Annotated in this window: 24 protein-coding genes; 14 read left to right on the top strand and 10 right to left on the bottom strand. The window is 63.5% G+C overall.

The features are described from left to right. Positions 1-6: 6 nt before the first annotated feature. Complete coding sequence (gene galE / locus ACL0K2_RS13215) at positions 7-1,071, bottom strand: UDP-glucose 4-epimerase GalE (RefSeq protein WP_045160024.1); 1,065 nt, start codon at positions 1,069-1,071, stop codon at positions 7-9. 416 nt (positions 1,072-1,487) lie between these two features. Between galE and ACL0K2_RS13210 the strand changes: the two genes are divergently transcribed. From ACL0K2_RS13210 to ACL0K2_RS13185, 6 genes are all read left to right on the top strand, one after another. Continuing rightward, positions 1,488-2,672, top strand: a complete 1,185-nt coding sequence (locus tag ACL0K2_RS13210; protein WP_045160025.1) for a glycosyltransferase family 1 protein — start codon at positions 1,488-1,490, stop codon at positions 2,670-2,672. Continuing rightward, positions 2,660-3,901, top strand: coding sequence for a UDP-galactopyranose mutase (glf, locus tag ACL0K2_RS13205; protein ID WP_045160026.1), 1,242 nt, complete (start codon positions 2,660-2,662; stop codon positions 3,899-3,901). Before ACL0K2_RS13210 ends, glf begins: the two co-directional genes overlap by 13 nt. Positions 3,902-3,914: 13 nt before the next feature. Then, the gene (locus ACL0K2_RS13200) at positions 3,915-5,069 is read left to right on the top strand and encodes a beta-glucosidase (RefSeq protein WP_045160027.1); all 1,155 of its coding nucleotides are present in this window, start codon (positions 3,915-3,917) and stop codon (positions 5,067-5,069) included. Next, positions 5,066-6,871: an ABC transporter ATP-binding protein gene (locus ACL0K2_RS13195; RefSeq protein WP_045160028.1), complete on the top strand. Its 1,806-nt coding sequence runs from the start codon at positions 5,066-5,068 to the stop codon at positions 6,869-6,871. The genes ACL0K2_RS13200 and ACL0K2_RS13195 overlap by 4 nt, the downstream gene beginning before the upstream one ends. Beyond that, a complete protein-coding gene (locus ACL0K2_RS13190) occupies positions 6,868-7,086 on the top strand; it encodes a KTSC domain-containing protein (protein WP_045160029.1) in 219 nt (72 codons plus the stop codon). The genes ACL0K2_RS13195 and ACL0K2_RS13190 overlap by 4 nt, the downstream gene beginning before the upstream one ends. Before the next feature lie 350 nt (positions 7,087-7,436). Further along, entirely contained in the window at positions 7,437-7,652 is a 216-nt protein-coding gene (locus tag ACL0K2_RS13185; protein WP_045160030.1) for a dodecin, read from the top strand. A 59-nt stretch (positions 7,653-7,711) separates the two neighbouring features. Here ACL0K2_RS13185 and ACL0K2_RS13180 read toward each other — a convergent pair whose 3' ends face one another. The 4 genes from ACL0K2_RS13180 to ACL0K2_RS13165 all read right to left on the bottom strand — a co-directional run bounded on the left by ACL0K2_RS13180 (position 7,712) and on the right by ACL0K2_RS13165 (position 11,891). After that, positions 7,712-9,073, bottom strand: coding sequence for a cation:proton antiporter (locus tag ACL0K2_RS13180; RefSeq protein WP_045160031.1), 1,362 nt, complete (start codon positions 9,071-9,073; stop codon positions 7,712-7,714). Positions 9,074-9,909: 836 nt separating this feature from the next. Next, positions 9,910-10,905, bottom strand: a complete 996-nt coding sequence (locus tag ACL0K2_RS13175) for an LLM class flavin-dependent oxidoreductase (RefSeq protein WP_045164401.1) — start codon at positions 10,903-10,905, stop codon at positions 9,910-9,912. A 38-nt stretch (positions 10,906-10,943) separates the two neighbouring features. Beyond that, positions 10,944-11,354: a hypothetical protein gene (locus ACL0K2_RS13170; protein WP_045164402.1), complete on the bottom strand. Its 411-nt coding sequence runs from the start codon at positions 11,352-11,354 to the stop codon at positions 10,944-10,946. Between the two features lie 111 nt (positions 11,355-11,465). After that, positions 11,466-11,891 carry a hypothetical protein gene (locus ACL0K2_RS13165; RefSeq protein ID WP_413042802.1) on the bottom strand — a complete coding sequence of 142 codons (426 nt, stop codon included), beginning with the start codon at positions 11,889-11,891 and terminating at the stop codon, positions 11,466-11,468. Between the two features lie 136 nt (positions 11,892-12,027). Between ACL0K2_RS13165 and ACL0K2_RS13160 the strand changes: the two genes are divergently transcribed. The 3 genes from ACL0K2_RS13160 to ACL0K2_RS13150 all read left to right on the top strand — a co-directional run bounded on the left by ACL0K2_RS13160 (position 12,028) and on the right by ACL0K2_RS13150 (position 15,248). After that, positions 12,028-13,086 (top strand): aminopeptidase, encoded by a 1,059-nt coding sequence (locus tag ACL0K2_RS13160; RefSeq protein ID WP_413044468.1) that lies wholly within the window; start codon positions 12,028-12,030, stop codon positions 13,084-13,086. Between the two features lie 252 nt (positions 13,087-13,338). After that, entirely contained in the window at positions 13,339-14,514 is a 1,176-nt protein-coding gene (locus ACL0K2_RS13155; protein WP_045164404.1) for a hypothetical protein, read from the top strand. Between the two features lie 11 nt (positions 14,515-14,525). After that, positions 14,526-15,248: a ferritin-like domain-containing protein gene (locus ACL0K2_RS13150; protein ID WP_045164405.1), complete on the top strand. Its 723-nt coding sequence runs from the start codon at positions 14,526-14,528 to the stop codon at positions 15,246-15,248. Between the two features lie 236 nt (positions 15,249-15,484). Here ACL0K2_RS13150 and ACL0K2_RS13145 read toward each other — a convergent pair whose 3' ends face one another. Continuing rightward, positions 15,485-15,928 carry an REP-associated tyrosine transposase gene (locus tag ACL0K2_RS13145; RefSeq protein ID WP_239612188.1) on the bottom strand — a complete coding sequence of 148 codons (444 nt, stop codon included), beginning with the start codon at positions 15,926-15,928 and terminating at the stop codon, positions 15,485-15,487. A 410-nt stretch (positions 15,929-16,338) separates the two neighbouring features. On the opposite strand from ACL0K2_RS13145, the gene ACL0K2_RS13140 reads away from it, so the two are divergent. Beyond that, positions 16,339-18,282: an alkaline phosphatase D family protein gene (locus tag ACL0K2_RS13140; protein WP_413042801.1), complete on the top strand. Its 1,944-nt coding sequence runs from the start codon at positions 16,339-16,341 to the stop codon at positions 18,280-18,282. Here the strand turns inward: ACL0K2_RS13140 and ACL0K2_RS13135 are convergent. Together ACL0K2_RS13135 and ACL0K2_RS13130 are read right to left on the bottom strand one after the other, a co-directional pair. Then, on the bottom strand, positions 18,279-18,923 hold the full coding sequence (locus tag ACL0K2_RS13135) for an HAD family hydrolase (RefSeq protein WP_239612190.1): 645 nt from the start codon (positions 18,921-18,923) through the stop codon (positions 18,279-18,281). The two genes, ACL0K2_RS13140 and ACL0K2_RS13135, sit on opposite strands and share 4 nt — an antisense overlap. A 73-nt stretch (positions 18,924-18,996) precedes the next feature. Beyond that, positions 18,997-19,935: a LysR family transcriptional regulator gene (locus ACL0K2_RS13130; protein ID WP_413042800.1), complete on the bottom strand. Its 939-nt coding sequence runs from the start codon at positions 19,933-19,935 to the stop codon at positions 18,997-18,999. Between the two features lie 115 nt (positions 19,936-20,050). Between ACL0K2_RS13130 and ACL0K2_RS13125 the strand changes: the two genes are divergently transcribed. Next, positions 20,051-20,809: an SDR family NAD(P)-dependent oxidoreductase gene (locus ACL0K2_RS13125; RefSeq protein WP_045164410.1), complete on the top strand. Its 759-nt coding sequence runs from the start codon at positions 20,051-20,053 to the stop codon at positions 20,807-20,809. 41 nt (positions 20,810-20,850) lie between these two features. Here the strand turns inward: ACL0K2_RS13125 and ACL0K2_RS13120 are convergent, their stop codons facing one another. Then, positions 20,851-21,393, bottom strand: a complete 543-nt coding sequence (locus ACL0K2_RS13120) for a gamma carbonic anhydrase family protein (RefSeq protein WP_239612193.1) — start codon at positions 21,391-21,393, stop codon at positions 20,851-20,853. 37 nt (positions 21,394-21,430) lie between these two features. Continuing rightward, positions 21,431-22,255: a helix-turn-helix domain-containing protein gene (locus tag ACL0K2_RS13115; protein WP_413042799.1), complete on the bottom strand. Its 825-nt coding sequence runs from the start codon at positions 22,253-22,255 to the stop codon at positions 21,431-21,433. 84 nt (positions 22,256-22,339) lie between these two features. Here ACL0K2_RS13115 and ACL0K2_RS13110 point away from each other — a divergent pair, with 84 nt between their 5' ends. The 3 genes from ACL0K2_RS13110 (at position 22,340) to ACL0K2_RS13100 (ending at position 25,785) form a co-directional block, all read left to right on the top strand. Further along, the gene (locus ACL0K2_RS13110) at positions 22,340-23,329 is read left to right on the top strand and encodes a bile acid:sodium symporter family protein (protein ID WP_045164413.1); all 990 of its coding nucleotides are present in this window, start codon (positions 22,340-22,342) and stop codon (positions 23,327-23,329) included. A 102-nt stretch (positions 23,330-23,431) separates the two neighbouring features. Next, the gene (gene prlC, locus ACL0K2_RS13105; RefSeq protein ID WP_413042798.1) at positions 23,432-25,510 is read left to right on the top strand and encodes an oligopeptidase A; all 2,079 of its coding nucleotides are present in this window, start codon (positions 23,432-23,434) and stop codon (positions 25,508-25,510) included. Continuing rightward, positions 25,507-25,785, top strand: coding sequence for a YheV family putative zinc ribbon protein (locus ACL0K2_RS13100; RefSeq protein ID WP_045164414.1), 279 nt, complete (start codon positions 25,507-25,509; stop codon positions 25,783-25,785). Before prlC ends, ACL0K2_RS13100 begins: the two co-directional genes overlap by 4 nt.

Raw genomic sequence — 25,785 nt, 5'->3', positions numbered from 1 at the left:
ACCCGCTCAGCTGGCCAGCGCGGTTTGCGCTGCTTCGCCGTCTTTTGCGGGGGTTTTTTCCGCCGCATAGCCCTGCGGGTTGCGGCTCTGCCAGCGCCAGGCGTCGGTGAGCATGGTCAGCAGGTCCTTTTCCGCCTGCCAGCCGAGTTCCTCACGGGCCTTGGTCGGGTCCGACCAGCATTGGGCGATGTCGCCCGGACGGCGCGCCCTGAACATATGCGGCAGCGGCCGGCCGATGACCTCCTCGAATGCGGTGATCATCTGTCGTACCGAGTAGCCACGACCGGTACCGAGGTTCCAGACGCACACGCCGTGCACCAGGTTCAGGCGATCCAGCGCCTTCAAGTGCCCTTTGGCCAGATCGACCACATGGATGTAGTCACGCACGCCGGTACCGTCCGGGGTCGGATAGTCGGCGCCGTAGACGTTCAGTTGCTTTCGCCTACCGACTGCCACTTGGAGCATGTAGGGCAGCAGATTGTTGGGAATGCCGTCGGGGTCTTCACCGATCAGCCCGGACTCATGCGCACCGATGGGGTTGAAGTAGCGCAGCAGGGCGATCGACCAGCGCGGATCGGACTCGGCGAGCCCCTTGAGCACGTTCTCGGCCATCAGTTTGGACTGGCCGTAGGGATTGGTCGGCAAGCCGGTCGGGCAGTCTTCGGTGATCGGCATCCGCGGGGAGTCGCCATAAACGGTCGCCGACGAGCTGAATACCAGCTTGAAAATGCCGGCTTCGGCCATGGCCTGGCACAGCGCGATGCTGCCGCTGACATTGGTCTCGTAATAGCGCAGTGGTTCGCGCACGCTTTCGCCCACGGCCTTGAGCCCGGCGAAGTGCAGCACCGCGCTCACCGGATAGGAAGCGAACAGGGCATTGAGCAGCGAGCGATTGCGCACGTCGCCCTTGATGAACTGGACCTGGCGACCGGCGAGGGCTTCGACCCGCTCCAGAGCGACCTTGGAACTGTTGCAAAGGTTGTCCAGAACCAGCACCTCGTGGCCCGCCAGGAGCAGCTCCAGCACTGTATGAGACCCGATGTAACCAGCTCCTCCCGTTACCAGAATCATGTGTCTACCTCGCATACCGAAAATTATTCGACGCGCACGGAGGATGCGCGGCTGGCCGTATGAGCGCGGCCGCTGCATGCATCTCCAGGGTTGGGTTCGGCGAAACGGGCGGTGCTTCTCACGGCTGAAGCACATAGCGCCGATACCGGGGCAAATCAGGCGTCCTGTGATAGGGACGGGGGGAAGCGCGACCAAGTTCCAAAACCCCGACGGTCAGCCGATGACCGACCTCCCAGCGGCGGCATGGGGAACCTTGACTTGCCCTATGTCGTCCATAGCCGGCGGGTTGCGCTTGGCGTTGCACAAATCGTTCACGCCGCAGCGAGCCCCTTTCCTGTTGCCTGCGCAGGCTGCGCGGGCCTACGCGATGCGGCAGAAGGGACTCTGGAGGACTTCGCCATCAGCAAGAGGTAGCCATGAGCTGGGCCGGCCCTTACCAATACGAGATTGGAAAATCCCCCGACAAGCAGCAGACGCCGCCCGAAGTCGTTTTCGATGAGCTGGTTCCGACCCTGCTGTGTCTTTCGCATCTGCGCTGGAGCTTCGTCTACCAGCGTCCACAGCATCTGATGTCGCGGTTCGCGCGAGATTTCAACGTTTTGTTCTTCGAAGAACCGATCCCCACCGAGGACGCCCAGCCATGGTTGGAAGTGCGTCCCGAGGAAAATGGCGTACAGGTGCTCATTCCCCGCTTGCCGCAAGGCTGCGAGGGTGAAGTGGCGCTACGCGTGCAGCGCGACTTGCTCGATGGCTACCTGGGCAAGCTCGGCGTCAACGAACTGATGCTCTGGTACTACACGCCGATGGCGTTGGGCTATGCCAGCCATTTGAAGCCCAAACTCACCGTCTACGATTGCATGGACGAGCTGTCGGCGTTTCGTGGCGCGCCGCCGGAACTGGTGCAGCGCGAGCGGGAATTGCTCGAGCGTGCCGATCTGGTCTTCACCGGCGGTTACAGCATCTGGGAAGCCAAGCGCGAGCTGCACGACAATGCCTTCGCCTTTCCCAGTAGCGTCGACGTGGCGCACTTCGCCGAGGCGCGGCGAACCCAGGCCGACCCCGACGACCAGGCCGAGATTCCGCATCCGCGCCTCGGCTTCTACGGCGTGATCGACGAGCGTTTCGATATCGAACTGGTGGCCGAGGTCGCCGAGAAGCGCCCCGATTGGCAGTTCGTGCTAGTCGGCCCGGTGGTCAAGATCGACCCGACCGACCTGCCGCAGCGCGACAACATCCACTACCTGGGCGGCAAGACGTACGACGAGTTGCCCAGGTACCTGTCCGGCTGGGACGTGGCGATCATGCCCTTCGCGATGAACGAATCGACGCGCTTCATCAGCCCGACCAAGACTCCGGAATACCTCGCTGGTGGCTGCCCGGTGGTGTCCACGCCGATCAAGGACGTGGTGCGCACCTACGGCGATACCGAGATCGTTCACATTGCCGATAGTCCCGAGGCATTTATCGAAGCGGTGGACAAAGCCCTGGCCGATAGCCAGGACCGCGACCGTTTGTTGAAAACCGCTGACGAGATTCTCGGCGACATGTCCTGGGACCACACCTGGGCTCTGATGAAGGAGAAGATGCAATGCGCGATGTAAGCCTGCGAGACAGCAACCCCGAGCACGCAGGCGGTGGCGCCAGCGACCACCCTGGCGGTCACCGGCGCGGCTTCGACTACCTCATCGTCGGCGCCGGTTTCGCCGGCAGCGTGCTGGCCGAGCGCCTGGCGGCCGGGCTGAACAAGCGTGTGCTGGTGGTCGACCGACGCCCGCACATTGGCGGCAACGCCTATGACCATTACGACGAAGCCGGCGTGCTGATCCACCGCTACGGCCCTCACATCTTCCACACCAACGCTCAGCGCATCGTCGATTACCTGTCACGATTCACCGAGTGGCGCCCCTACGAGCACCGTGTGCTGGCGCAGGTGGACGGTCAGGAAGTACCGATCCCGATCAACATGACCACGCTGAACAAGCTCTACGGGTTGAACATGACCACCGAGCAGGAAGCAGCGGACTTTCTCGCCGGCCGTGCTGAGCCGGTCGAAGACATCCAGACCAGCGAAGACGTGGTGATCAACGGCATCGGCCGTGAGCTGTACCAGAAGTTCTTCCGCGGCTATACCCGCAAGCAGTGGGGGCTGGACCCGTCGCAGCTGGACAAGTCGGTCACCTCGCGCATCCCCACGCGCACCAACACCGATGACCGCTATTTCACCGACACCTTCCAGCAGATGCCCAAGTACGGCTACACCAAGATGTTCGAGAAGATGCTCGCGCATCCGAACATCAAGGTGATGATCAATACCGACTACCGGGAGATCTGCGACGAGGTGCAGCACGACCACCTGATTTTCTGCGGCCCCATCGATGAATACTTCGACTACCGTTTTGGCAAGTTGCCCTACCGGTCGCTGAAGTTCGAGCATAAGCAGCTAGATCAGGAGCGGTTCCAGGCGGTCGGTACGGTCAACTACCCGAGCGAAGACGTGCCCTATACGCGCATCAGCGAATACAAACACCTAACCGGCCAAGTGCACCCGAAGACCAGCATCACCTACGAGTACCCCTCGGCCGAGGGTGATCCCTACTACCCGATCCCGCGTCCGGAAAATGCCGAACTGTACAAACGCTACCAGAAGCTCGCCGACGAGACGCCGGGCGTGACCTTCGTCGGCCGGCTGGGGACCTACAAGTACTACAACATGGATCAGGTGGTTGGGCAGGCGCTGGCGCTGTACAAGCGTATCGAGGAAGCCGAGCGTGGTCCCGAGCGCGCTGAAAACGCCGAACACAGCCAGTCACTGGCTGAACAAGCCCCCTGAGACGAGGCCGAAGATGCATCAGCCGACGTTGTTCAAAAGTTTCTTCATGGGTGGTTTCGAATGTTCCAACCATCGCCGCAGCGACGGTCGGCGGCTCGATCTGCTCGCTGCCACCGGCCATGATCGCTGGGCCGCGCACGATTACGCCGTGTTGCATCGACATGGGCTGCACAGTGTGCGCGACGGGTTGCGCTGGCACCTGATCGAACGCACGCCGGGCCAATATGACTGGTCGAGTTTTTTGCCGATGCTGCAGGCGGCCCAGCGCCAGGGCACCCAGGTGATCTGGGACCTGTGCCACTACGGTTGGCCGGACGACATCGACATCTGGCGCCCGCAGTTCGTCGAGCGCTTTGCCCGCTACGCGGCGGCGGCAGCGCAGCTGATCAAGGATGAAACCGATGCCGTGCCGTTCTATGCCCCGCTCAACGAAATCTCGTTCTGGGCCTGGGCCGGTGGCGATCAGGCGTATTTCAACCCGATGGCCCGCGAGCGCGGTTTCGAGCTCAAGCATCAGCTGGTGCGCGCCACCATCGCTGCGATGCAGGCGATCCGCGAGGTCGAGCCGCGGGCGCGCTTCGTCCAGGTCGACCCGGCCATCCATGTGGTTTCGCCCAACGACCGGCCCGGACCGCAGCGCGACGCCGAACGCTACCGGCAGTCGCAATTCGAAGCCTGGGACATGCTCTGCGGCGAGGCCTGGCCCGGCCTGGGCGGCGCCCCGGAATACCTCGACGTGCTGGGCGTCAACTACTACTGCGACAACCAGTGGTACCACGGCGATGGGCGCACCATCGAACGGGATAATCCGGACTATCGGCCCTTCAAAGGCATCCTCAATGAGATCTGGCAGCGCTATAAGCGTCCTCTGCTGATCGCCGAAACCGGCGCCGAAGGCGACGTGCGCGGCGACTGGCTACGCTACGTCAGCGAGCAGGCCGGACTGGCCATGCAGCGTGGGGTGCCGATCGAAGGGATCTGCCTGTATCCGGTGCTGGATTACCCCGGCTGGACCGACGAGCGCCACTGCCCGACCGGCCTGCTGGGCTTTCCCGATGAGAACGGCAACCGCCGCGTGCACGATGGCCTTGCCGACGAGCTGCGTCTGCAGCAACTGCGGTTCAGCCAGTTCAACAGCAACTTGCCGCTGGCCGAAGCCCTGTCATGAACGCCCCGGCCCAGGCTCCCAAGGCGAAACCGCAGGCGGTGCCGCTACCGAGCCGGCCGGTAGCCTTTCTCTGGCACTACATCTGTGCTCGACCCTGGCACTTTGGCGGCCTGCTGGCGCTGATTGTCGGTGCCGCCTCCTGCGCTGTGGCGGTGCAGTACGGCATGAAGTTGCTGGTGGATTCCATGGCCCAGGGCAGCTCGGACCGGGGCGCCGCCAACGTCTGGTTCCCACTGGGGTTGTTCATCGGCCTGATCGTCATTGAAAACGTCTTCTGGCGTCTCGGCGGCTGGCTCGGTTGCCGCACCGTGGTGGCCAGCGTGGTTGACCTGCGCGTCGACCTGTTCAAGCACCTGACCGGCCATCCGATGCGCTACTTCACCGAGCACTTCGCCGGTTCGCTGGGCAATCGCATTTCCGCGGTGGGTCAAGCGGCTGGCGCCATCTACGGGGGATTGGCATGGAAGATCGTGCCGCCCATCGTTGATTTTCTCGGTGCGGTGGTGGTGCTGTTGACCGTCGATGTGCGCATGGCGGTGGCGCTGATCCTATTCGTCGCTATCGTCGCCGCGCTGATTACCGGTTTCGGCATCCGTGGCCGCACCAAGCACCAGCGCTTCGCCGCACAATCGGCCCGGGTCGGCGGCGAGCTGGTGGATGCGGTCTCCAATGTCTGGACCATCAAGGCTTTCTCCGCCCGTGACCGCGAGGCCGAACGGCTGGCCCAGGAAATCGGTTACGAAGCACGTGCCCAACGCCGCAGCTGGATGTACCTGGAGAAGGCGCGGGTGATGCATGACATCTGTCTGTCGGTGATGGCCGGCGGCATGTTGGTCTGGGCGATCAATCTGTGGATCGCCGGCTCGGTGACCGCCGGCGACGTGGTGCTGGTCAGCGCGCTGACGTTCCGCATCCTGCATGGCTCGCGCGACCTGGCCCTGGCACTGGTGGACACCACGCAGCAGATCGGCGCCATCGACGACACCCTGCGCATCATCGTCCAGCCGCACGGCCTGACCGACAGCGACGCGCAGCTGTTGCTCGCCGAGGGCGATATCACCTTCAAGGATGTCAGCTTCGGATATCCGGACCGCGGCAGCGTGTTCCGCCATCTCGATCTGCATATTCCTGCCGGGCAGAAGGTCGGGGTGGTGGGTTCTTCCGGGGCCGGCAAGTCGACCCTGATCAGCCTGATCCAGCGCCTGGACGACGTGCAGGAAGGACGTATCCTGATCGACGGGCAGGACATCCGCAGCGTCAGCCAGGACAGCCTGCGCGAGCGCATCGCAGTGGTGCCGCAGGAAACCGCGCTGTTCAACCGCAGCATCCGTGAAAACATTCGTTATGGTCGCCCCACTGCGACCGACGAGGAAGTGGTCGAGGCGGCGCGCAGCGCCTTCTGCGACGCCTTCATCCGCGAACTGCCGCAAGGCTACGACACACTGGTAGGCGAGCGTGGCGTGATGCTCTCCGGCGGCCAGCGTCAGCGTCTCGGCATCGCCCGGGCGTTTCTCAAGAACGCGCCGATCCTGATCCTCGACGAGGCCACGTCGGCGCTCGATACCCAGTCCGAAGCCGAAATCCAGGTTGCACTCAACGATCTGGTGCACAACCGCACCGTGGTGGCGGTGGCGCACCGGCTGTCGACCTTGTCGAGCTTCGACCGGATCATCGTGCTGCGCGATGGATGCATCGTCGAGGACGGCGCGCCGCATGAGCTGCGCAGGCGCGGCGGTGAGTTCGACGCGCTGTGGCGCATGCAGGCCGAAGGCTTCAAGCCGCAGCCCGACCCGGCCCGATGAAAAGGGTCGCGGTGACCTCACGCAGCCTGCGCTCGCTGGGCTATGACCCGGACGAGCAACTACTGGAAGTAGAGTTCCATAATGGCTCGGTCTACCGCTACGAACAGGTGCCGGCCGAGGTGGTGCAGGCCCTGCTCGAGGCCGATTCGATGGGCCGCTATTTCAACCAGGTGTTCAAACCGCAGCACTACCGCTATCGACGCATCGAGTCATAGCAGGCCGTTCACCGTGCCCTGGCCCAGTGACGTGCCCCCGAGTAGGGCGCGCTGGGTGGCTCCGCTTCAGCCCACCACCCGATCGTTGCGGTGTGCCGGGCGACGTAGGGTGGAAAACTGCGAAGCATTTTCCACGCGGCGCCTGGGTAACTCCGCTGTCTCGACCATTGCGGCGAGGTGGTGAATGGCGGATAAGCTTCGCGTTATCCACCCTACGAAACGCTTCGTGACACCCGATTCGGCAAAACGCGGCCGTCTCGCTGAACTTCCATGTCGCTGTGCGGGCCTCAGATAGACAGGACGCGTCATACCGAGCGGAGGCTCCTCAGTTTGCAAAGGGGAATTATCTAATGTCGGATCACCACACCTACAAGAAGATTGAGATCGTCGGTTCCTCACGCACCAGCGTGGACGACGCAATTCAGAACGGCATCGCCGAGGCCAGCAAGACGCTGCGCAATGTCGAATGGTTCGAAGTCGGCGAAATCCGCGGCCATGTCGAGAACGGCAAGGTCGGCCACTATCAGGTCACGATGAAGATAGGCTTCCGCCTCGCCGACAGCTGATCGTTCAGATCACCGGCAGCGGCTGCAGTCGCCTGCCCGGTGTCGCCTGACGAGTGTCGTCAGGCACCGCTGGGTGTCTGCTTCCGATTGCGCTCGTAACGGCGCAACAGGGGCTGGGTGCTGAGCCCGTGGATCAGGATGCTCAGCGCCACTACCGGGATCACCAGTCGAATGACCTGGTCGGCCTCGTCCGGCAGCAGGCCATGGGTCACCGCGTAGCTCAGGTAATAGAGACTGCCGATGCCACGAATGCCGAACCAGCCGACGGTCATCAGCTGGGTGCGATCCAGGTAACGACGCGGCATCAGCAACCACACGCTCAACGGCCGTATCAGCACGAACAGCGCCAGCGCCAGAGGTACCGCGCGCCAATCCCAGTGCACCGACACCAGCACGCCGAGCATGGTCACCAGCAGCACTTCCAGGCTGCGCTCCAGTTGCCCGCCAAACGTCAGGATATCGCCCATCATCACTCCGGCCGCCACCTTGGGTTCGGCGATGCGATCGCTCTCCAACGGCAGCTCTCGGGGCGTCATACCGCCTTCGACCATATGCGGCAGCGCATGCGCGATCAGCTCTTCGGATGGTGTTTCGGATCGTTTGGCCACCGAGACTTCGGCGCGCCGCAGGCCAAGCCCGGCGGCGAACACCGCGAGAAACCCCCAAGCCCCTATCAGCTCGGCGCCGACATAGGCGAGGGCGATCAGCGCCAGCGCCAGCGAGTCGTTGGGCGACATTGAGGTATCGACGTAGCGGGTGCGCAGGTAGATCGCCAGCTTGCCGATCAGCTTGCCCAGCATGTAGCCGAACAGCAGCCCGGCCGGAACGGCCCAGACCAGCCGATGCAATGCCCATTCGCCGACCCAGCCCGGCGCCAGCGTCTCTTGCTCGATCAGCAGCAGGCCGAAGACCACGAAGGGGAACGCCGTGCCGTCGTTGAAGCCGGCCTCGCCGGATAGGCCATAGCGCACGTGGTCGCTGTCGCGGGAGTTGTTGACCTGCACCAGGCTGGCCAGCACCGGATCGGTGGGTGCCAGGATCGCGCCGGTCAGCACCGCCAGCCCCCAGCTCAGCCCCATCAGGTAGTGACAGACCAGCGCGACACCGGCAATGCAGGCGAGCATCACCGGTCCGGCCAGGATATAGGTGCTTCGCCACGCCGGGTGGCCCAGCGGCATACGTAATTTCAGTCCACTGACGAACAGCGAGACCAGCACCACGACCTCGGTGAGGTGCTCCATCCAGTTGGCGATCAGCAGAAAATCCATCTCCCACAAACCGATGCCGAGTTGCCCGATCAGCAGCCCGAAGCCGAGATAGATCAATGAGGTGGTAACCGGCAGCCAGCGCAGATACGCCGATGCCAGCGCGAGGATCAACAACAGGACGCCGAGGACGGCCATCCATTCGAGAAAATTCATTCAGTCTTCCGCAAACAAGCGTGACGCGCCGAAGTGCGCATGACTGGTGGTTCGATCGGGATGGTTCGATGGGGTTCAGCGGCGTTCGTCGCAGCGTGCGCCTGCTACTGGAGCGGTTCAGTCAAGGCTTTAGGCTTTGGGCTTGGGCTTGGGCTTGGGCTTGGGCTTGGGCTTGGGCTTGGCTTCTGGCTCTTTGAGCTCTTGAGCTCTTTGGCTTTTTTGGCTTTTTTGCTCTTGTGGGAGGCCCGCCCTCGGGACGAAGCTTTTGGGTCTTGGCAGGCCTGCGACCTGCATTCGCCGCGGGTCGCGCCTCCCACTGGAGCGGCTTTGTGCAGGGGTTTGGCTTCTGGCTCTTTGAGCTCTTGAGCTCTTTGGCTTTTTGGCTTTTTTGCTCTTGTGGGAGGCCCGCCCTCGGGACGAAGCTTTTTGGGCCTTGGCAGGCCTGCGGCCTGCATTCGCCGCGGGTCGCGCCTCCCACTGGAGCGGCTTTGTGCAGGGGTTTGGCTTCTGGCTCTTTGAGCTCTTGAGCTCTTTGGCTTTTTTGGCTTTTTTGCTCTTGTGGGAGGCCCGCCCTCGGGACGAAGCTTTTTGGGCCTTGGCAGGCCTGCGGCCTGCAGTCGCCGCGGGTCGCGCCTCCCACTGGAGCGGCTTTGTGCAGGATTGGGCTTCTGGCTCTTTGAGCTCTTTGGCTTTTTGGCTCTTGTGGGAGGCCCGCCCTCGGGACGAAGCTTTTGGGCCTTGGCAGGCCTGCGACCTGCATTCGCCGCGGGTCGCGCCTCGCACTGAAGCGGTTCAGTGCGAGGCCCCCGCTTTGTGTTTGCTCAGTCTTTGCGGGCTCAGCGCAGCCCTGCGAGGATGTCGAAGGCGTGGTGGCGGTCGGCGGTTTCGTAGAAGTCGCAGGTGAAGATCAGCTCGTCGGCTTGGGTCTGCTCCAGCAGGGTCTCCAGCCGTGCGCGAATCTTCTCCGGTCCGCCGATCAATGCCATACCGAGGAAGCTGCCCACCGCGTCCTGCTCGTGCGGCAGCCACTTGCCTTGCATGCTCTGCACCGGCGGCACCAGAACCAGGCTTTGGCCACGGATCAGCGCGAGGATGCGCTGGTAAGCAGTGGTCGCCAGGTATTCGGCCTGCTCGTCGGTATCGGCAGTCATCAGCGGCACGCCGAGCATCACGTAGGGTTTCTCCAGCACCTCTGAGGGACGGAAGTTCTCGCGGTACAGGCGAATCGCCTCGTGCACGTAGCGCGGCGCGAAATGCGAGGCGAAGGCATAGGGCAAGCCCTTGGCCGCGGCCAGCTGGGCGCTGAACAGACTGGAGCCGAGCAGCCAGATCGGCACGTTGCTGCCGACCCCGGGCATGGCGATCACTCGTTGATTGGGCTGACGCGGGCCGAGCAGCCGCTGCAGCTCCTCGACATCGGCCGGGAAATCATCGGCACTGCCCATGCGGTCGCGGCGCAGCGCGTGGGCAGTGTACTGATCGGCACCCGGCGCGCGGCCGAGGCCCAGTTCGATGCGCCCGGGATAGAGCGCATCCAGCGTGCCGAACTGTTCGGCGATCACCAGCGGCGCATGGTTGGGCAGCATCACCCCGCCGGCGCCCAGGCGAATCCGCGTGGTACCGGAAGCCAGATAGCCGATCAATACCGAGGTGGCGGCGCTGGCGATGCCATCCATGTTGTGGTGTTCAGCGACCCAGAAACGCTCGAAGCCGAGCTTTTCGACATGCTGCGCGAGGGCCAGCGAGTTGCGCAGGGCGAGCCCGGCGTCGCCGTCATCGCGGATCGGCGCCAGGTCGAGGGTGGAAAAACGGGTGTGTTCGATACGGGACATCGTCTACCTCTATGCTGACGGATGGGTCGCAGCGCGACTCAGTAGCAGTGTTCGGCTTCGGCGCGCGCCAGGACGTTGCGTTGTTCGTCGTACAGCCAGCCCTGCGGCGTGAAGCCCAGCGAGCGCGCCTGGAACAGGTAGCGCCGGCCGGGTTGGAAGTCGTCATAGCGGATGACCATGGTACAGCGCAGGTATTGGGTTTCGCCGAACTCGCCCAGTCCGCCACTGCTGATTTCGAATTCGTAACGCGCTTCGAGTTCATGCGCGCCGGGGCCGACCTGGAAATAACGGCCGTCGGGTGTGCGTTTGTCGTCCAGGCGGTCGGACATGAATATATCGCTGGGTTGGGCGCTCATCTCGACCCAGGCCATCTGGGGATCAGGCTTGGGCAGCGGACCGGCGCAACCGGACAGGCCGGCGGCCAGCAGCAGGGCAAATGGCAGACGCATGGATATTCCTCCGGGCAACCGCAGAGTCAGCTCGTTGCTGGCGGTTGCCTGCTGAGCCTGATCCAGTCGCGACGCTTTTTCAACGCGTCATGACGGTTTCGCGCCGGCGGCTCAGCGACTGGCGACACCGCCGCAGCCGCGTTCGGTCGCCTTGGCCAGTAGCTGATCATGCTGGTCGTAAAGCCGAGCCCAAGGACGGAAGCCGTAACCACCGGCGACCAGGCGGTAACGTGCACCCGCATCGAAGCTGTCGTATTCCAGGGTCAGGTGGCAGTTGCGCTCCAGCGCTTGGCTGTCGCGGCCGATATCGGCTGCGCCCACTTCGAAGCGATAGCGCATGCCTAGCTGATGGCTGCCGGGGGCCACCTGGAAGTAGCGATGATCGTCCAGCGGCCGTTGGTCCACGGCGATCGCCTTCAATTCGGTTTCGTCGCGTGGGGCCAGCTCGATCCAAGCCTGGTTCGGGTCCGGCTGGGGCATCCACAGGGCGCAGCCGCCAAGGGTGGACAGCACAAGAGCAGACAACAGAATTCGCATGGATAGATCTCCGATCCGCTGGCTCGGCGGCCTGGCTGCAAGGGCACGGCGCCTTCGGTGGTTGGGTGGGCTTCGATGTCGTTGTAGGCTCAGCGCACCGACCGTGTGGTCTTCTCAGTACGAGTAGCGTTTGTTCATTTCGAAGCTGAAAACCGCCCTAATCGACAATCGCAACGGGCTTTGGGTTCCGCTGCTGTTGGCCGTTGGTCTGAATGGCTGCAGCACCTATTACGGGCAGCTGGCGGTCGGCCAGCTGGAGCTGCTGCGCCTGCGCGAGCCCATCGCCGGCATCGTCGACGATCCGCAACGCGACCCCCAGCTGCGCCAGCGTCTGGGCCTCGCACTGCAGGCCAGACGCTTCGCCAGCCAGGCGCTGGGATTGCCGGACAACGAAAGTTACCGGGTCTATGCCGACATTCAGCGACCCTATGTGGTGTGGAATCTGTTCGCCGCCGAGGCGTTTTCGGTGGCGCCCCTGACCCACTGTTTTCCGATCGCCGGTTGCATGGCCTATCGCGGGTATTACCAGCCGGGTCGGGCACGGGGCGCGGCGGCACGGCTCCAGGCCGAGGGCTACGACACGCTGGTGACGGGTGTGCAGGCCTACTCGACCCTGGGCTGGTTCGACGACCCGTTGCTCAGCTCGATGCTGCGTTGGGACGATGAACGGCTGGCCGGGTTGCTCTTTCACGAGCTGGCGCATCAGCGGCTCTACGTCGCGGGCGACACGGCCTTCAACGAGTCCTACGCGTCGTTCGTCGAGCGTGAAGGGCTGCGTCAGTGGCGCGTTAGCCGCGGCCTGCCTCCACCGAACGAGACGGCGCGACGCCGTTATGCCGAGTTCAGCCAATTGATGCTCGCGACCCGCGAACGCCTGGCCGAACTGTACGCCTCCGAGCTGAGCGAGGCGGCCATGCGTGCCGCCAAGGCGGAAGAGTTCGTGCGCTTGCGCCAGGCTTACCGTCACCTGCGCGATGATCGCTGGAACGGCGACGATCGCTTCGACCGCTGGATGGCCCAACCGCTGAACAACGCCAGCCTGTTGCCGTTCGGCCTCTACGATCGCTGGGTGCCGGCGTTCGCGGCGCTGTTCGAGCAGGCTGGCGGGGATTGGCTGCGTTTTCATGCGCGGGTCGAGGCTTTGGGGCGCCTGCCAGCCGACGAACGGGTGGCGCTTCTGGAGGCGCTTCGCTGAACGCCCTGCCGCTTCGTTTAAAGCCTTGAGGGGCAAGGCGTCGGGGCTTTTCCCGTTGCGACAGACCCCTGCGCGTTTAAAGGAATTAGCCGCCGCCGCTTGTCGTTTTCTCGCATTTTCGCCCCTATTGGGGCGGAATTCTTTCGCGCTTGCCTCCGTCCATTTTTCAGGCCGTCAGCATTCGCTGACCCGTGATTGAGCCGTGCGTGCAAGCACGACTACCAAGAAAAAAGCCGTATAAACGGAGGCTCCATGGATAACCTAACCGGCATCCTCGACAACAAGGGCACGCCGCTCGACAAACAGAAATTCACCTGGAAGGAAATGGCGGGCAAGCCGATCAGCAAGCTCGACGACGATGCCTTCACTCGCGTGCGGATCATCCTGATGAACGGGGTGGAGACCGACGCGCTACGCATCAAGCATGGCATCGCGCGCATCACCGGCCAACTGCGCGGGCCGCTCGCGGAGATCCGTCGAGTCGAGCAGCACCAGGCCACCATGGTCAACTGGCTGATCTCCGCCGACCACTCACCGCTGGAAACCACCGTGGCCTATGAGCAAGTCGCCATCGAGGTGACCGCCGCTGTGGCCCAGACCGAGCCCGACCCTTATCAGGCGCAGACCTACCGCTTCGGCTTGCTGGAGGACTTCGATCACCTGTACCGCTACTCGGCGATGCTCGACCGCCTCGAAGGCAAGGATGCCAACAACATCCTGCAGGGCTACACCGATATCGTGCCGGGTCGGCAGACTTCCGAGCATCACCGCCATCCCGATAATGACCTGCGCGACAGCTACGAGAAGGAGCAGGCCGCGCTGATTACCAAGATTCATTGCGCGCTGATCACTGCAGCCGAGTTTCAGACCCACGATTACTACATGAACATCGGCCCGCTGTTCGCCGACCCGCTGGCGCGTCAGCTCTACGCCGAAATTGCCTCGGTGGAAGAACAGCACGTGACCCAGTACGGCTCGCTGGCCGATCCGCAGGAATCCTTCATGGAAAAATGGCTGGTCCACGAAGCCATGGAAGTCTATGCCTACGCCAGCTGCGCCGAGCAGGAAACCAACCCGCGGATCAAGGCCATCTGGGAGCGCTTCCTCGACTACGAACTGGGCCACCTGAACCTGGCCTGCGAGCACTTCAAGAACATCGAGCGCCGCGACCCGGCGGAAATCCTCGGCGGCCCGTTGCCGAAGATGATCGAGTTCAAGAGCCAGCGCGAATTCGTTCGCCAGGTGCTGGCCGCCGAGGTCAACCTGCGCACCAGCGGCACCCAGTACGTCGACAAGAGCCAGGAACCGCAGAACTCACTGGATTATCGCGCTCAGCTCAATAGCGAAGGCATCGCCTCGAACATCGTTTCGGCGGGTTATCAGTGGGCGCCGGGTGGCGAACTCATGCGTATGCGCAAGGTTTCTTGAGGAGAATCAGCATGGCAACTGCAGCGAAATTAGGCTCCAACGTCACCGGCGTACAGATGTCCCCGAAGGACACCAAGCTCCTGCTCGACGCCGTCAACGAAATCCATCCGGACGTACCAGGCGACTCCAAGGGCATCATGCTTGAACGTGCGAGCCGCGCCGAGGAGGCTGACCGCATTGGCTCGGTCCCGGTCCCCGGCTCGGCCAAGGGCATGCTCAAGTCCACCTTCGATATGGCGTTGGGTAAGAGCCCGGAATTGCTGGTCGACAAGCTCGGCGAGCGTCTGGCCTTCGAGCGCAGCGGCGTGCGCCTGTACGACGCGATGATTGCCAAAGCCAAGGCTCTGGATACGGCGGAATCGGATTTGGTGGCGGTGCTTCAGCACATCCGCGACGAAGAGTTCGAGCATATGAACATGGTGGCGGAGGCGATCGAGACACTGGGCGCCGACCCCACCGCGCAGACCCCCTGCGCGGATGTCGCCGCGGTCAAGTCGATGGGCGTGATGCAGGTGCTGACCGATCCGCGCACCAATCTCGCCCAGGGGTTGGGCGCCTTGCTGACCGCCGAGCTCGAGGACAATGCCGCCTGGGAACTGCTGATCGAGCTGGCCGAAGCGGGTGGTCATCCGAACATCGCCAAGGGTTTCCAGAAGGCGAAAGACCAGGAGGACGACCATCTGGTCAAGATCAAGACGCTGATCCGCCGGGACCTGATCGGCCAGATCAAATAGATACGCGTGCGTTTCAAAGCTTTGGCGCGCCCTCGGGCGCGTCTTTTTTTATGACATAGCCGTCGGACACATGGCGGTGGCGCTGAGCTGGGATTCATTGCATGGCGGAATTGAACCGAAGCGCAAAGGCTCGCGGTCAAGACCGCTCCTACGGGGTGCAAGCCTTCGTTGTAAGAGGTCAAGACTGCTGTACGGGGTGCAATAGTTTTGTGGGAGCGGTCTCGACCGCGAGCTCTTCAAAGCCAAACAGCATCCCACAAGGGGTAGTCGCCCAGGCGTTTGACCAGTCGCGCCCGTAGCGGAACTACATAGCGAGCGACGGCCTGCAGATCGTCTTCCCCGCGCAACGCCCGGTCGTGATAGCCCGCTTGCCAGAGCGGGCCCGATGTATTGCGCCGGCGATTGATGCCACGCGCGCTGTTGGTTTTTATCCTGCGCATCAACTGCTCAAGCGAGCTGTCGCCCAGCTCGATCAGCCAGTGAAAATGATCTGGCATTACCACCCAGGCCAATGAATTCACCCAACCATCCATGTGCGCCGCCTTGAATTCCGCGACCACCAGCCTGCCAAGCGCGACGTCGCTGAAGACTTGGTGGCGGTCTGATGTGGTTGTGGTGAGCAGATAAAGTTGGCCACGTTGGAAGTGGCGCCCCGCGCGCAAGCGGTTCGAACAGTACATGGGCAATCCTTTGCCGAGGTAAAGACAGGTGTCGGGATAGCTGACCAAATTGCGTCATTCGCGGTCAAGACCGATCCCAGAGGTGTAGCGGATTTCGTAGGAGTGGTTTCGACCGCGAAGGGCGGGCAGGCAGCAGCGTGTTGGTCGGACGCTGTTGTTACTTTGTGCATCAGGGTGAAGGCCGTCAGCGCTCCCATCAGCCGCTAGCGGGTCGGCAAGATTGGGTGAAAAAAACCGCGGTCGAGACCGTTCCCACAGGTGCAGCGAACTTCTTGTGAGAGCGGTCTCGACCGCGAACAGGCTTGGGATGAGGTGATCAGGCTCCGTCATTTCCTTAATCGTGGCAGGCGCAGGCGAACCCGCAAGGTTGGTTACACTCAGATCCCTGACCCGACATCCACGAGTGATGCATGAACGACCGCGCGCCACCTGCCAACGCTTCGCCTTTGCCCGCCGTGCTCGCCGGGCCCATGTTGCGCAGGGTGCAAGCAAGGCGGCTAGTGCTCTGGCTGGTGGCCAGCGAGCCGCTGTCGTTGCGCCTGATCTTGCAGCCCGAGGGTGAAACGCCGCGTTCGCTGGCGGTGGAAGGCGAGGCCTGTCGCCTGCTGCGTATTGGCACCTGGGCCTGGTTGCACCTGATAGATCTCCAGCTGGATACGCCGCTGCCGGTCGATCGGTTGATCGAGTACGACCTGTTGATCAGCCACCAGGGGGCCGAACAGGGCATTGCCGAATGGGCGCCGCACCTGCTCCATGCGGGCGCGAGTCGCCCGGCCTTCGTCGTGCGGTCACGCTATGACGACCTATTGCACGGGTCCTGCCGCAAACCGCACCATCCGGCTGCGGACGGGCTGGTAACGGTCGATGCGCTGATCGCCGATGCGCGCCAGACGCCCGAGCGGTGGCCCGCCGCGTTGTTGATGACCGGCGACCAGATCTACGCCGACGATGTCGCCGGGCCGACCCTGGTGGCCATCCACGCGCTGATCCACCGTCTTGGCCTGTATGGCGAATGCCTGGAAGGTGCGGTTGTCGCCGACAGTGATGAGCTGATGGCGCATCCGGCCACCTACTACCGACGCGAGCAGCTGCTGCCGGCGTTCAAGTCCAACGAGGCGCTGCGCGAACGCTTCTTCGGCGGCGTGGAAAAGCCGGTGTTCACCACCTCCAGCGCACACAATCACCTGGTCTCGCTGGGCGAGGTCCTGGCCATGTACCTGCTGGTCTGGTCGCCGCTGCCGTGGGGGCTGATCGAGCTACACACGCCACCGCTGGATGCAGATCTGGCCGAGCGCTGGTCCAACGAGGCGCACTGCATCGAAGGCTTCCGAGCGGGCTTGCCAGAAGTCGCGCGGGCATTGGCGCATCTGCCGTCGTTGATGATCTTCGATGACCATGACATCACCGACGACTGGAATCTCAGTGCGCGCTGGGAGCAGACCGCCTACGGCCATCCCTTTTCGCGGCGCATCATCGGCAACGCACTGCTCGGCTATCTGCTTTGCCAGGCGTGGGGCAACGATCCTGATGCCTGTGTCACTTCATTGGACGCGGTCGAGGCGTTGCTGGCCAGCGGCGAAGATGGGCGACTCGATTGCGGCCTGCACGATCAGGTGGTGGATGAGGTGCTGCAGCGCGGCGACTGGGGCTATGTGCTGCCCAGCGACCCAGCATTGGTGGTGCTCGACACACGTACTCGACGCTGGCGCAGCGAGCGTAACCTGAGCAGACCTTCGGGCTTGATGGACTGGGAGGCGCTGACCGATTTTCAGCAGGAACTGCTCGATCATCGTTCGGTGATCATCGTTTCGCCGGCGCCGATGTTCGGCGTCAAGCTGATCGAGACCGTGCAGCGCGTGTTCAGCTGGGCTGGACTGTCGCTGCTGGTCGACGCGGAAAACTGGATGGCCCACCGCGGCGCGGCGCAGGTCATGCTCAACATCTTTCGCCATACCCGCACGCCGGGAAACTACGTGATCCTGTCCGGCGACGTGCACTATTCCTTCGCCTATCAGGTGCACGTTCGCGGCCGAGCTGAGGGCCCCAGGCTCTGGCAGATCACCAGCAGCGGCGTGAAGAACGAATTTCCGCGACGGCTGCTGGATCTGTTCGATCGGCTCAACCGCTGGCTTTACTCACCGCGCTCGCCGCTGAACTGGTTCACCAAGCGTCGTCGCGTGCGCGTCGAGCCCTGGCTGCCGAGCCGCAGCCAGTCCGGCGAGCGGCTGTGGAACGGTGCGGGGATCGGGCGCGTGCGGCTGGATGCCGAAGGCCGGCCGTCGCGGGTCGAGCAGCTCAACGCCGATGGCTCGCCGCCGGTTACCTTTGCACCCGAGCGCGACCAGAGGCCCTAGCCGAACGCTGCGCGCAGTTCCGGCAGCGTGGCGTAGTAATACGCGGGTGATTGCGCCATGAGCTCGGCATGGCTGCCAAAGCCGTAACCCACCGCCGCCGCCTTCATCCCATTGCTGTGAGCGCCGATCAGGTCGTGCTTGCGGTCGCCGATCATGAGTGTCTGCTCTGGATCGAGCCGTTCTTCGGCGATCAGGTGGGCAAGCAGTTCGACCTTGTTGGTGCGGGTGCCGTCCAGTTCGCTGCCGTAGATGACCTTGAAATGGTGATCGAAGGCGAAATGCCGGGCGATTTCGCGGGCGAAGACCGAGGGTTTCGACGTCGCGACATAGAGCGTCCGGCCTTGACCGCGCAGGTGTTCGAGCAGCTCCAGCACGCCGTCGAACAGCAAATTCTCGTACAGACCGACCGTCTTGAAGCGCTCGCGGTAATGCCCCACCGCTTCCCAGGCGCGCGCCTCGTCGAAGCCGTAGAACTCCATGAACGCCTGCAGCAGCGGCGGCCCGATGAAGGGCTCGAGCTTGGCCAGGTCCGGCTCGTCGATCCCCAGCTGCGCCAGCGCATGTTGGATCGAACGGGTGATGCCTTCGCGCGGGTCGGTGAGGGTGCCGTCGAGGTCGAAGAGGAGGGTGGACTGGTGCATGGCAGCGGCTCGCTCGGCTGGATGGCTGCCAATTGTCCCGTACCGGGCGCCGATCGGGCAAACCCGGGTCGATTCAGCGTGCCGCGACCTGCAACCGACGGGCGAGCGCGTGCGCGGCGTTGATGTCCTCTTCGATCAACCCGCCGAGCCAGTCCATGAATGCTTGTACCCGTCGCGGCAGATTGCGCCGGTGGGCATACAGCAGCGATGCGCTCATCGGTGCCGGCACGTGATCGGGTAGCACCAGTTGCAGCTCGCCGCGATCGAGCGCTTCGCGGACGCCGGCGAGCGGTACCTGAATCAGGCCAAAGCCGTCGAGACAGGCCTGTTTGTAGCCGTCGCTGTTGTTCACCGTCACCCGGCCCTGCATCGGCAGGCACATCGGCTTGCCGTCTTGCAGATATTCGAAGCCGGAGGAGCGCGCGCCGAGCACCGAGACGTAGTGCACCAGTCGGTGATGGACGAGGTCTGCCAGGGTCTGCGGGATGCCGTGGGTGCGCAAATAGGCGGGACTCGCGCAGTTGACCAGCGGATAGCGGCCGAGCCGGCGCGCGATCAGACCCGAGTCGGCGACTTCGCCGATGCGCAGCACGCAATCGAAGCCCTCACGCACCAGATCCACCAGCCGGTCGGTGGCGCTGACTTCGATTTCCAGGGCCGGGTGCCGGTCGAGAAACTCGCCCAGACGGGGCATCACCAGGTTGCGCGCCAGAGCGACTGGTAGGTCGATTCGCAGGCGGCCCTTGAGCGTGCTGGCTTCGCGAAACAGCCCCTCGACCTCCTCGACCTGATCGAGCATGTCGCGGCAGCGTTCATACAGCAGCTGACCATCCTGGGTCGGTTGAACCCGCCGTGTGGTGCGTTGCAAGAGGCGCGCGCCGAGCCGTTGTTCCAGGGCGCGGATCTGTTCGGAAACGGTGGAGCGGGGCAGGCCGAGGCTATCGGCCGCGCCGGTGAAGCTGGCCAGCTCATAGACCCGGACAAAGGTGCGCAACAGATCGAGCAGGTTCATCGGCGGCTTCCAGATTGGTCGGATTAAGCGAATAGTTTATCCAGGCCTAACTGATTTATCCGACGCCAGCTGACAAATACAGTGGCCCCGTCATTTACCAGACGGGAGACTCATCATGAAAGGCAAAATCGCCCTGATCACCGGCGCCAGCCGCGGACTCGGCCGCAGCGCGGCATTGCATCTGGCTGCCGAAGGCGTCGACGTGATTGGCACCTACCACAGCAAGGTCGCCGAAGCACAAGCGGTAGCCGACGAGATCGACGGCCTCGGTGCGCGCGCCCTGATGCTGCAACTGGATGTGAGCGACAGCGCCAGCTTTGCCGGTTTCACCGAGCAGTTGCGCGCGGCGCTGCCCGAACGTTTTGGTCGGCAGGACATCGATTTTCTGGTGAACAACGCCGGTGTCGGCGAGCACGCCAGCTTTGCCGAGACCAGCGAGGCGCAGTTCGACCTGCTGGTGAACCTGCACCTGAAAGGGCCGTTCTTCCTGACCCAGAGCCTGTTGCCCCTGATCGCCGATGGCGGGCGCATCCTCAACGTCTCCAGCGGCCTGGCCCGTTTCGCGCTGCCGGGCTATGCGGCCTACGCCACCATGAAGGGCGGTATCGAGGTGCTGACCCGCTACCAGGCCCGTGAGCTCGGCGCGCGCGGCATCCGCGTCAACGTGCTCGCCCCCGGTGCGATCGAAACCGACTTTGGCGGCGGTGCGGTGCGGGACAACGCTGACCTGAACGCCTTCGTCGCCAGCAACACGGCGCTCGGGCGCGTCGGTCAACCGGACGACATCGGCCTGGCCGTGGCCGCGTTGCTCGGTGAGGGGGGGCGTTGGATCACCGGTCAGCGCATCGAGGCATCGGGCGGAATGTTCCTCTGACGCAGCCAGGCGAGCCGGTGCACCGCGCACCGGCTCGCCTGTCAGATACCAACGCCCTCTGCCAGATGCTGGTTCTTCAGCTTCACGTAATTGCCAGCGGTGTAACTGAAGAAGCTGCGCTCCTTGTCGGTCAGCGGGCGCGCCTGCTTGGCCGGGCTGCCAACGTAGAGGTAACCGCTTTCCAGCGTCTTGCCTGGCGGCACCAGGCTGCCAGCGCCGATGATCACTTCGTCCTCCACCACCGCGCCATCCATCACGATCGAACCCATGCCCACCAAGATGCGACTGCCCAGGGTGCAGCCGTGCAACGTGACCTTGTGCCCGACGGTGACTTCGTCGCCGATGGTCAGGGGATAGCCGTCCGGGTTGTAGGGCCCGGCGTGAGTGATGTGCAGTACGCTGCCGTCCTGGATGCTGCTGCGTGAACCGATGCGGATGCGGTGCATGTCCCCGCGGATCACGGTCAGCGGCCAGACGGAGCTGTCCTCGCCGATCTCGATATCGCCGATCAGCACGGCGCTGGGATCGACGAAGACTCGCTCGCCCAGTGCCGGCGTGTGTCCCTGGTAGGTTCGGATGCTCATGCGTTGCTCCTGTAGGCGCGTGTGGAAGGGTGGCCGGTCACTGATAGATCCGACCTTCGATGGCATTGCTGCCGGGACGGAAGAATTCGCCCGGTGTGGCGCCGAACTGTTCACGAAAGGCGGCGATGAACGCCGACAGCGATTCATAACCACAGCCCAGCGCCACATCGGTGACCCGCTCGCCGCGCTCCAGTGCCGGTAAGGCGCTGAGCAGCCGCAAGCGCTGGCGCCAAGCGCGGAAGGTCAGCCCGGTTTCGCGCAGGAACAAGCGGCTCAGGGTTCGTTCCGAAACGCCCAGCGTCCGGCTCCAGTCGGCCAGACCTTCCTGCGATTCCGGCTGCGCCTGCAGGCTCTTGCACAGTCGCTGCAGACGCGGCTCGGCCGGTAGCGGCAGTACCAGTTCGACTTCCGGTGCACACCCCAGTTGATCCAGCAGCACCTGCACCAGGCGTCCGTCTGCACCCTCTTCGGCGTAGGCTTCGGGCAGGGTGCTGAAATGGCGGATCAGCTCGCGCAGCAGCGGGCTCACCTGCAGCACGCGGCAATGCTCCGGCGCCTCGCCCGCCACGCTGCGGTCGATGTACAGGCTGCGGATACAGGTGTCCGGCGCGCAGAACACCTGATGAGCGATCCCGGCCGGAATCCACACCGCGCGCAGCGGCGGCGCGATGAAACGGCCCATGTCGGTGCGCACCTCGAGTACCCCTTCGACCGCATGGGACAGCTGCACCCAGGGATGGCTGTGGCGATAGCCGAGCTTGAGGTTCGGTGGCGAATCCAGCTGCCCATAGACGGGGCGCGGCAGGTGTTTGAGTTCGCTGAGGCGCGCCATCACGGTGGGGATATGTCCGTTTGAAGACATTTCATGCCTGCTTGGCGTTAGTCGGAAGCTGGCGCCCACGTTAAGGTCCATTCCCGTCGTCCGCAAGACCCAAGGAATCCAAAGATGGCCAAGCTCCGCATGCTGTTCGATAACTTCACCCTCGCCCTGCTCGCGGTCATGGCGATCGCCACGGTGTTTCCCTGCGAAGGACGCGGCGCGGTGTTCTTCGAGTGGTTGACCACGTTGGCGATCGCGCTGCTGTTCTTCATGCACGGTGCCAAGCTGTCGCGTGAAGCGATCCTCGCCGGCGCGGGCCATTGGCGCCTGCATTTGTTGGTATTCGCCTGTACCTTCGTGCTGTTTCCGCTGCTGGGGCTGGCGCTCAAGCCGGTATTGACGCCGCTGGTCGGCACCGAGCTGTACCTGGGCATGCTCTACCTCTGCGCCCTGCCGGCAACGGTGCAGTCGGCTATCGCCTTCACCTCGCTGGCACGTGGCAACATTCCCGCAGCGATCTGCAGCGCGGCCGCGTCCAGCCTGATCGGTATCTTCCTGACGCCGGTGCTGGTGCTGCTGCTGATGGGCGTCGAAGGTGAGGCCGGTTCGACGCTGGACTCCATCGGCAAGATCGTCATGCAGTTGCTGGTGCCCTTCGTCGCCGGCCAGATCGCGCGGCGCTGGATCGGCGCCTGGGTGACGCGCAACAAGAGCTGGCTGAAGAGTGTCGACCAAGGCTCGATCCTACTGGTGATCTATGTCGCTTTCAGCGGCGCGGTGGTCGAGGGGCTCTGGCAGCTTGTGCCGCTTACCCACCTGCTGGGGCTGGTGCTGGCGTGCTGCCTGTTGCTGGCCATCGTGCTGTGGCTGACGCAATTTCTCGCCAAGCGGCTGGGCTTCAATCTAGAAGATCGCATCACTATTATCTTCGCCGGTTCGAAGAAGAGCCTCGCCACTGGCGTGCCCATGGCGCAGGTGCTGTTCGCCACCAACGCGGTGGGGATGATCATCCTGCCGTTGATGATCTTCCATCAGATTCAGCTGATGGTCTGTGCGGTGCTTGCCCAGCGTTACGCGCGGCGCCCCGAATTGCCCGAGCAGGCGGCGGTCCAATAGCAGGTGCGCATGGTGGGACGGCGCCTGTTCGGCCGGGATAGAGCGGCTCTATCGGTTCGTTACCAGGCTGCGCAGACGCACGTTTGTCTTTAACATGCGTCGATGATCATTTATTCACAAGGGGCAACTGCCGTGACCGATACCAATCCGCTGCTTCGGGATTTCGACCTGCCGCCCTATTCGGAGATTCGCCCGGAGCACGTCGAGCCGGCGGTGGATACCATCCTCGGCGACAACCGGGTCGCCCTGCAGGAACTGCTCAGCCGCCCTGCCGAAAGCCTCGACTGGTCCACCCTGGTGGTGGGCCTGGACGAAATGAACGAACGCCTCAGCCGTGCCTGGGGCCCGGTCAGCCATCTCAATGCAGTGCGCAACAACCCGGAACTGCGTAGTGCCTATGAGGCCTGCCTGCCGAAGCTGTCCGCTTACGCCACCGAGCTCGGGCAGAATCCCGATCTGTTCGCCGCCTATCAGGCGTTGTCGATCAGCCCTGAGGCCGACGGCTTCGACGTGGCGCAGAAGACCATTCTCGAACATGCGCTGCGTGATTTTCGCCTGTCTGGCATTGACCTGCCGCCGGCCGAGCAGCAACGCTTCGGCGCGATCCGCATGAAGCTCGCCGAGCTGGGCAGCACTTTTTCCAACCAGCTGCTCGACGCCACCCAGGCCTGGACCAAGCACGTCACCGACGAAAGCTTGCTGGCCGGCATCACCGATTCGTCCAAGGCGCAGATGGCCGAAGCGGCCAAGGCCAAGGAGCTGGATGGCTGGTTGATCAGCCTGGAATTCCCCAGCTACTACGCGGTGATGACGTACGCCGACAACCGTGCGCTGCGCGAAGAAGTCTATGTCGCCTATTCCACCCGTGCCTCCGATCAGGGGCCGAATGCCGGTCAGTTCGATAACGGCCCGGTGATGGAGCAGATCCTCGACCTGCGCCAGGAACTGGCCCAGCTGCTGGGCTTCGGCAACTACGCGGAACTGTCGTTGGCCACCAAGATGGCCGAAAGCACCGATCAGGTGCTGGGCTTCCTGCGCGATCTGGCCACCCGCAGCAAGCCGTTCGCAGAGCGTGACCTCAAGGAACTGCGAGCCTTCGCCGCCGAGCAGGGTGTCGCTGATCTTCAGAGCTGGGACGTCAACTACTTCGGCGAGAAGCTGCGCCAGGCGCGCTACAGCCTGAGCCAGGAAGAACTGCGTGCCTACTTCCCGGTGGATAAGGTGCTGTCCGGCCTTTTCGCCATCGTCAAGCGCCTGTACGGCATCGAGATCCACGAGCTGGAAGACTTCGATAGTTGGCATCCGGACGTTCGCCTGTTCGAAATTCGCGAAAAAGGCGAGCACGTAGGACGCTTCTTCTTCGACCTCTATGCGCGGCCGAACAAGCGTGGCGGTGCCTGGATGGATGGCGCGCGCGACAAGCGCCGTACCTGCCTGGGCACGTTGCAGACGCCCGTGGCCAATCTGGTCTGCAACTTCACCCCGCCAGTGGGCGAACGCCCGGCGCTACTGACTCACGATGAAGTCACTACGCTGTTTCACGAGTTCGGCCACGGCCTGCATCACCTACTGACTCAGGTCGAGCATGCCGGCGCGTCGGGCATTAATGGCGTGGCCTGGGATGCGGTGGAGCTGCCCAGCCAGTTCATGGAGAACTGGTGCTGGGAGCCCGAAGGCCTGGCGCTGATCTCCGGTCACTATCAGACCGGCGAGCGCTTGCCGCAGGACAAGTTGGACCAGATGTTGGCGGCGAAGAATTTCCAGTCCGGCCTGGTGATGGTGCGTCAGCTGGAATTCTCGCTGTTCGATTTCGAATTGCACGCCACTCACGGCGACGGCCGCAGCGTGCTCGAGGTGCTGGAAAGCATCCGCGATGAAGTCTCGGTGATGCGTCCGCCGGCCAGCAACCGCTTCCCCAACAGCTTTGCGCACATTTTCTCCGGCGGTTACGCGGCCGGTTACTACAGCTACAAGTGGGCTGAGGTGTTGTCCTCCGACGCCTTTTCGCGCTTCGAGGAAGAGGGTGTGTTCAACCCCGATACCGGGCGTGCCTTCCGCGAGGCGATCCTGGCGCGCGGCGGCTCGCAGGAACCGATGGTGCTGTTCGTCGATTTCCGCGGTCGCGAGCCATCTACCGACGCGCTGCTGCGCCATCTTGGCCTGAGCGAGGAGGTGGCATGAGCGACAGCCCCAAGGTGACCACCAAACGCTTCATCGCTGGCGCCGTATGCCCGGCGTGCAGCGCCACTGACAGTATCAAGATGTGGGACGTCGATGGCGTGCCCCATCGCGAGTGCGTTGAATGCGGTTACGCCGACACCCTCAATGCCCAGGGCCAATCCGTGCCGTCGGAACTGGGCACGCGGGTCAACCAGGGCAAACCGAAGCCGGCCGATCCGCAGGTCCAGGCGGTACAGTTCTTCCCCAACCCGAAGCTCAAGAAAAAACCCGACTGA

Origin of the sequence: Pseudomonas sp. YJ42 (genome assembly GCF_047225135.1) — a bacterium.
Taxonomy (GTDB): domain Bacteria; phylum Pseudomonadota; class Gammaproteobacteria; order Pseudomonadales; family Pseudomonadaceae; genus Stutzerimonas; species Stutzerimonas stutzeri_E.
This window is presented reverse-complemented; position numbering and strand designations above follow the sequence as displayed.

Excerpts from the sequence above, each read along its gene's own strand:
- galE (WP_045160024.1), bottom strand. The coding sequence starts at position 1,071 with ATGATTCTGGTAACGGGAGGAGCTGGTTACATCGGGTCTCATACAGTG.
- ACL0K2_RS13210 (WP_045160025.1), top strand. The coding sequence starts at position 1,488 with ATGAGCTGGGCCGGCCCTTACCAATACGAGATTGGAAAATCCCCCGAC.
- glf (WP_045160026.1), top strand. The coding sequence starts at position 2,660 with ATGCGCGATGTAAGCCTGCGAGACAGCAACCCCGAGCACGCAGGCGGT.
- ACL0K2_RS13200 (WP_045160027.1), top strand. The coding sequence starts at position 3,915 with ATGCATCAGCCGACGTTGTTCAAAAGTTTCTTCATGGGTGGTTTCGAA.
- ACL0K2_RS13195 (WP_045160028.1), top strand. The coding sequence starts at position 5,066 with ATGAACGCCCCGGCCCAGGCTCCCAAGGCGAAACCGCAGGCGGTGCCG.
- ACL0K2_RS13190 (WP_045160029.1), top strand. The coding sequence starts at position 6,868 with ATGAAAAGGGTCGCGGTGACCTCACGCAGCCTGCGCTCGCTGGGCTAT.
- ACL0K2_RS13185 (WP_045160030.1), top strand. The coding sequence starts at position 7,437 with ATGTCGGATCACCACACCTACAAGAAGATTGAGATCGTCGGTTCCTCA.
- ACL0K2_RS13180 (WP_045160031.1), bottom strand. The coding sequence starts at position 9,073 with ATGAATTTTCTCGAATGGATGGCCGTCCTCGGCGTCCTGTTGTTGATC.
- ACL0K2_RS13175 (WP_045164401.1), bottom strand. The coding sequence starts at position 10,905 with ATGTCCCGTATCGAACACACCCGTTTTTCCACCCTCGACCTGGCGCCG.
- ACL0K2_RS13170 (WP_045164402.1), bottom strand. The coding sequence starts at position 11,354 with ATGCGTCTGCCATTTGCCCTGCTGCTGGCCGCCGGCCTGTCCGGTTGC.
- ACL0K2_RS13165 (WP_413042802.1), bottom strand. The coding sequence starts at position 11,891 with ATGCGAATTCTGTTGTCTGCTCTTGTGCTGTCCACCCTTGGCGGCTGC.
- ACL0K2_RS13155 (WP_045164404.1), top strand. The coding sequence starts at position 13,339 with ATGGATAACCTAACCGGCATCCTCGACAACAAGGGCACGCCGCTCGAC.
- ACL0K2_RS13150 (WP_045164405.1), top strand. The coding sequence starts at position 14,526 with ATGGCAACTGCAGCGAAATTAGGCTCCAACGTCACCGGCGTACAGATG.
- ACL0K2_RS13145 (WP_239612188.1), bottom strand. The coding sequence starts at position 15,928 with ATGTACTGTTCGAACCGCTTGCGCGCGGGGCGCCACTTCCAACGTGGC.
- ACL0K2_RS13140 (WP_413042801.1), top strand. The coding sequence starts at position 16,339 with ATGAACGACCGCGCGCCACCTGCCAACGCTTCGCCTTTGCCCGCCGTG.
- ACL0K2_RS13135 (WP_239612190.1), bottom strand. The coding sequence starts at position 18,923 with ATGCACCAGTCCACCCTCCTCTTCGACCTCGACGGCACCCTCACCGAC.
- ACL0K2_RS13130 (WP_413042800.1), bottom strand. The coding sequence starts at position 19,935 with ATGAACCTGCTCGATCTGTTGCGCACCTTTGTCCGGGTCTATGAGCTG.
- ACL0K2_RS13125 (WP_045164410.1), top strand. The coding sequence starts at position 20,051 with ATGAAAGGCAAAATCGCCCTGATCACCGGCGCCAGCCGCGGACTCGGC.
- ACL0K2_RS13120 (WP_239612193.1), bottom strand. The coding sequence starts at position 21,393 with ATGAGCATCCGAACCTACCAGGGACACACGCCGGCACTGGGCGAGCGA.
- ACL0K2_RS13115 (WP_413042799.1), bottom strand. The coding sequence starts at position 22,255 with ATGTCTTCAAACGGACATATCCCCACCGTGATGGCGCGCCTCAGCGAA.
- ACL0K2_RS13110 (WP_045164413.1), top strand. The coding sequence starts at position 22,340 with ATGGCCAAGCTCCGCATGCTGTTCGATAACTTCACCCTCGCCCTGCTC.
- prlC (WP_413042798.1), top strand. The coding sequence starts at position 23,432 with ATGATCATTTATTCACAAGGGGCAACTGCCGTGACCGATACCAATCCG.
- ACL0K2_RS13100 (WP_045164414.1), top strand. The coding sequence starts at position 25,507 with ATGAGCGACAGCCCCAAGGTGACCACCAAACGCTTCATCGCTGGCGCC.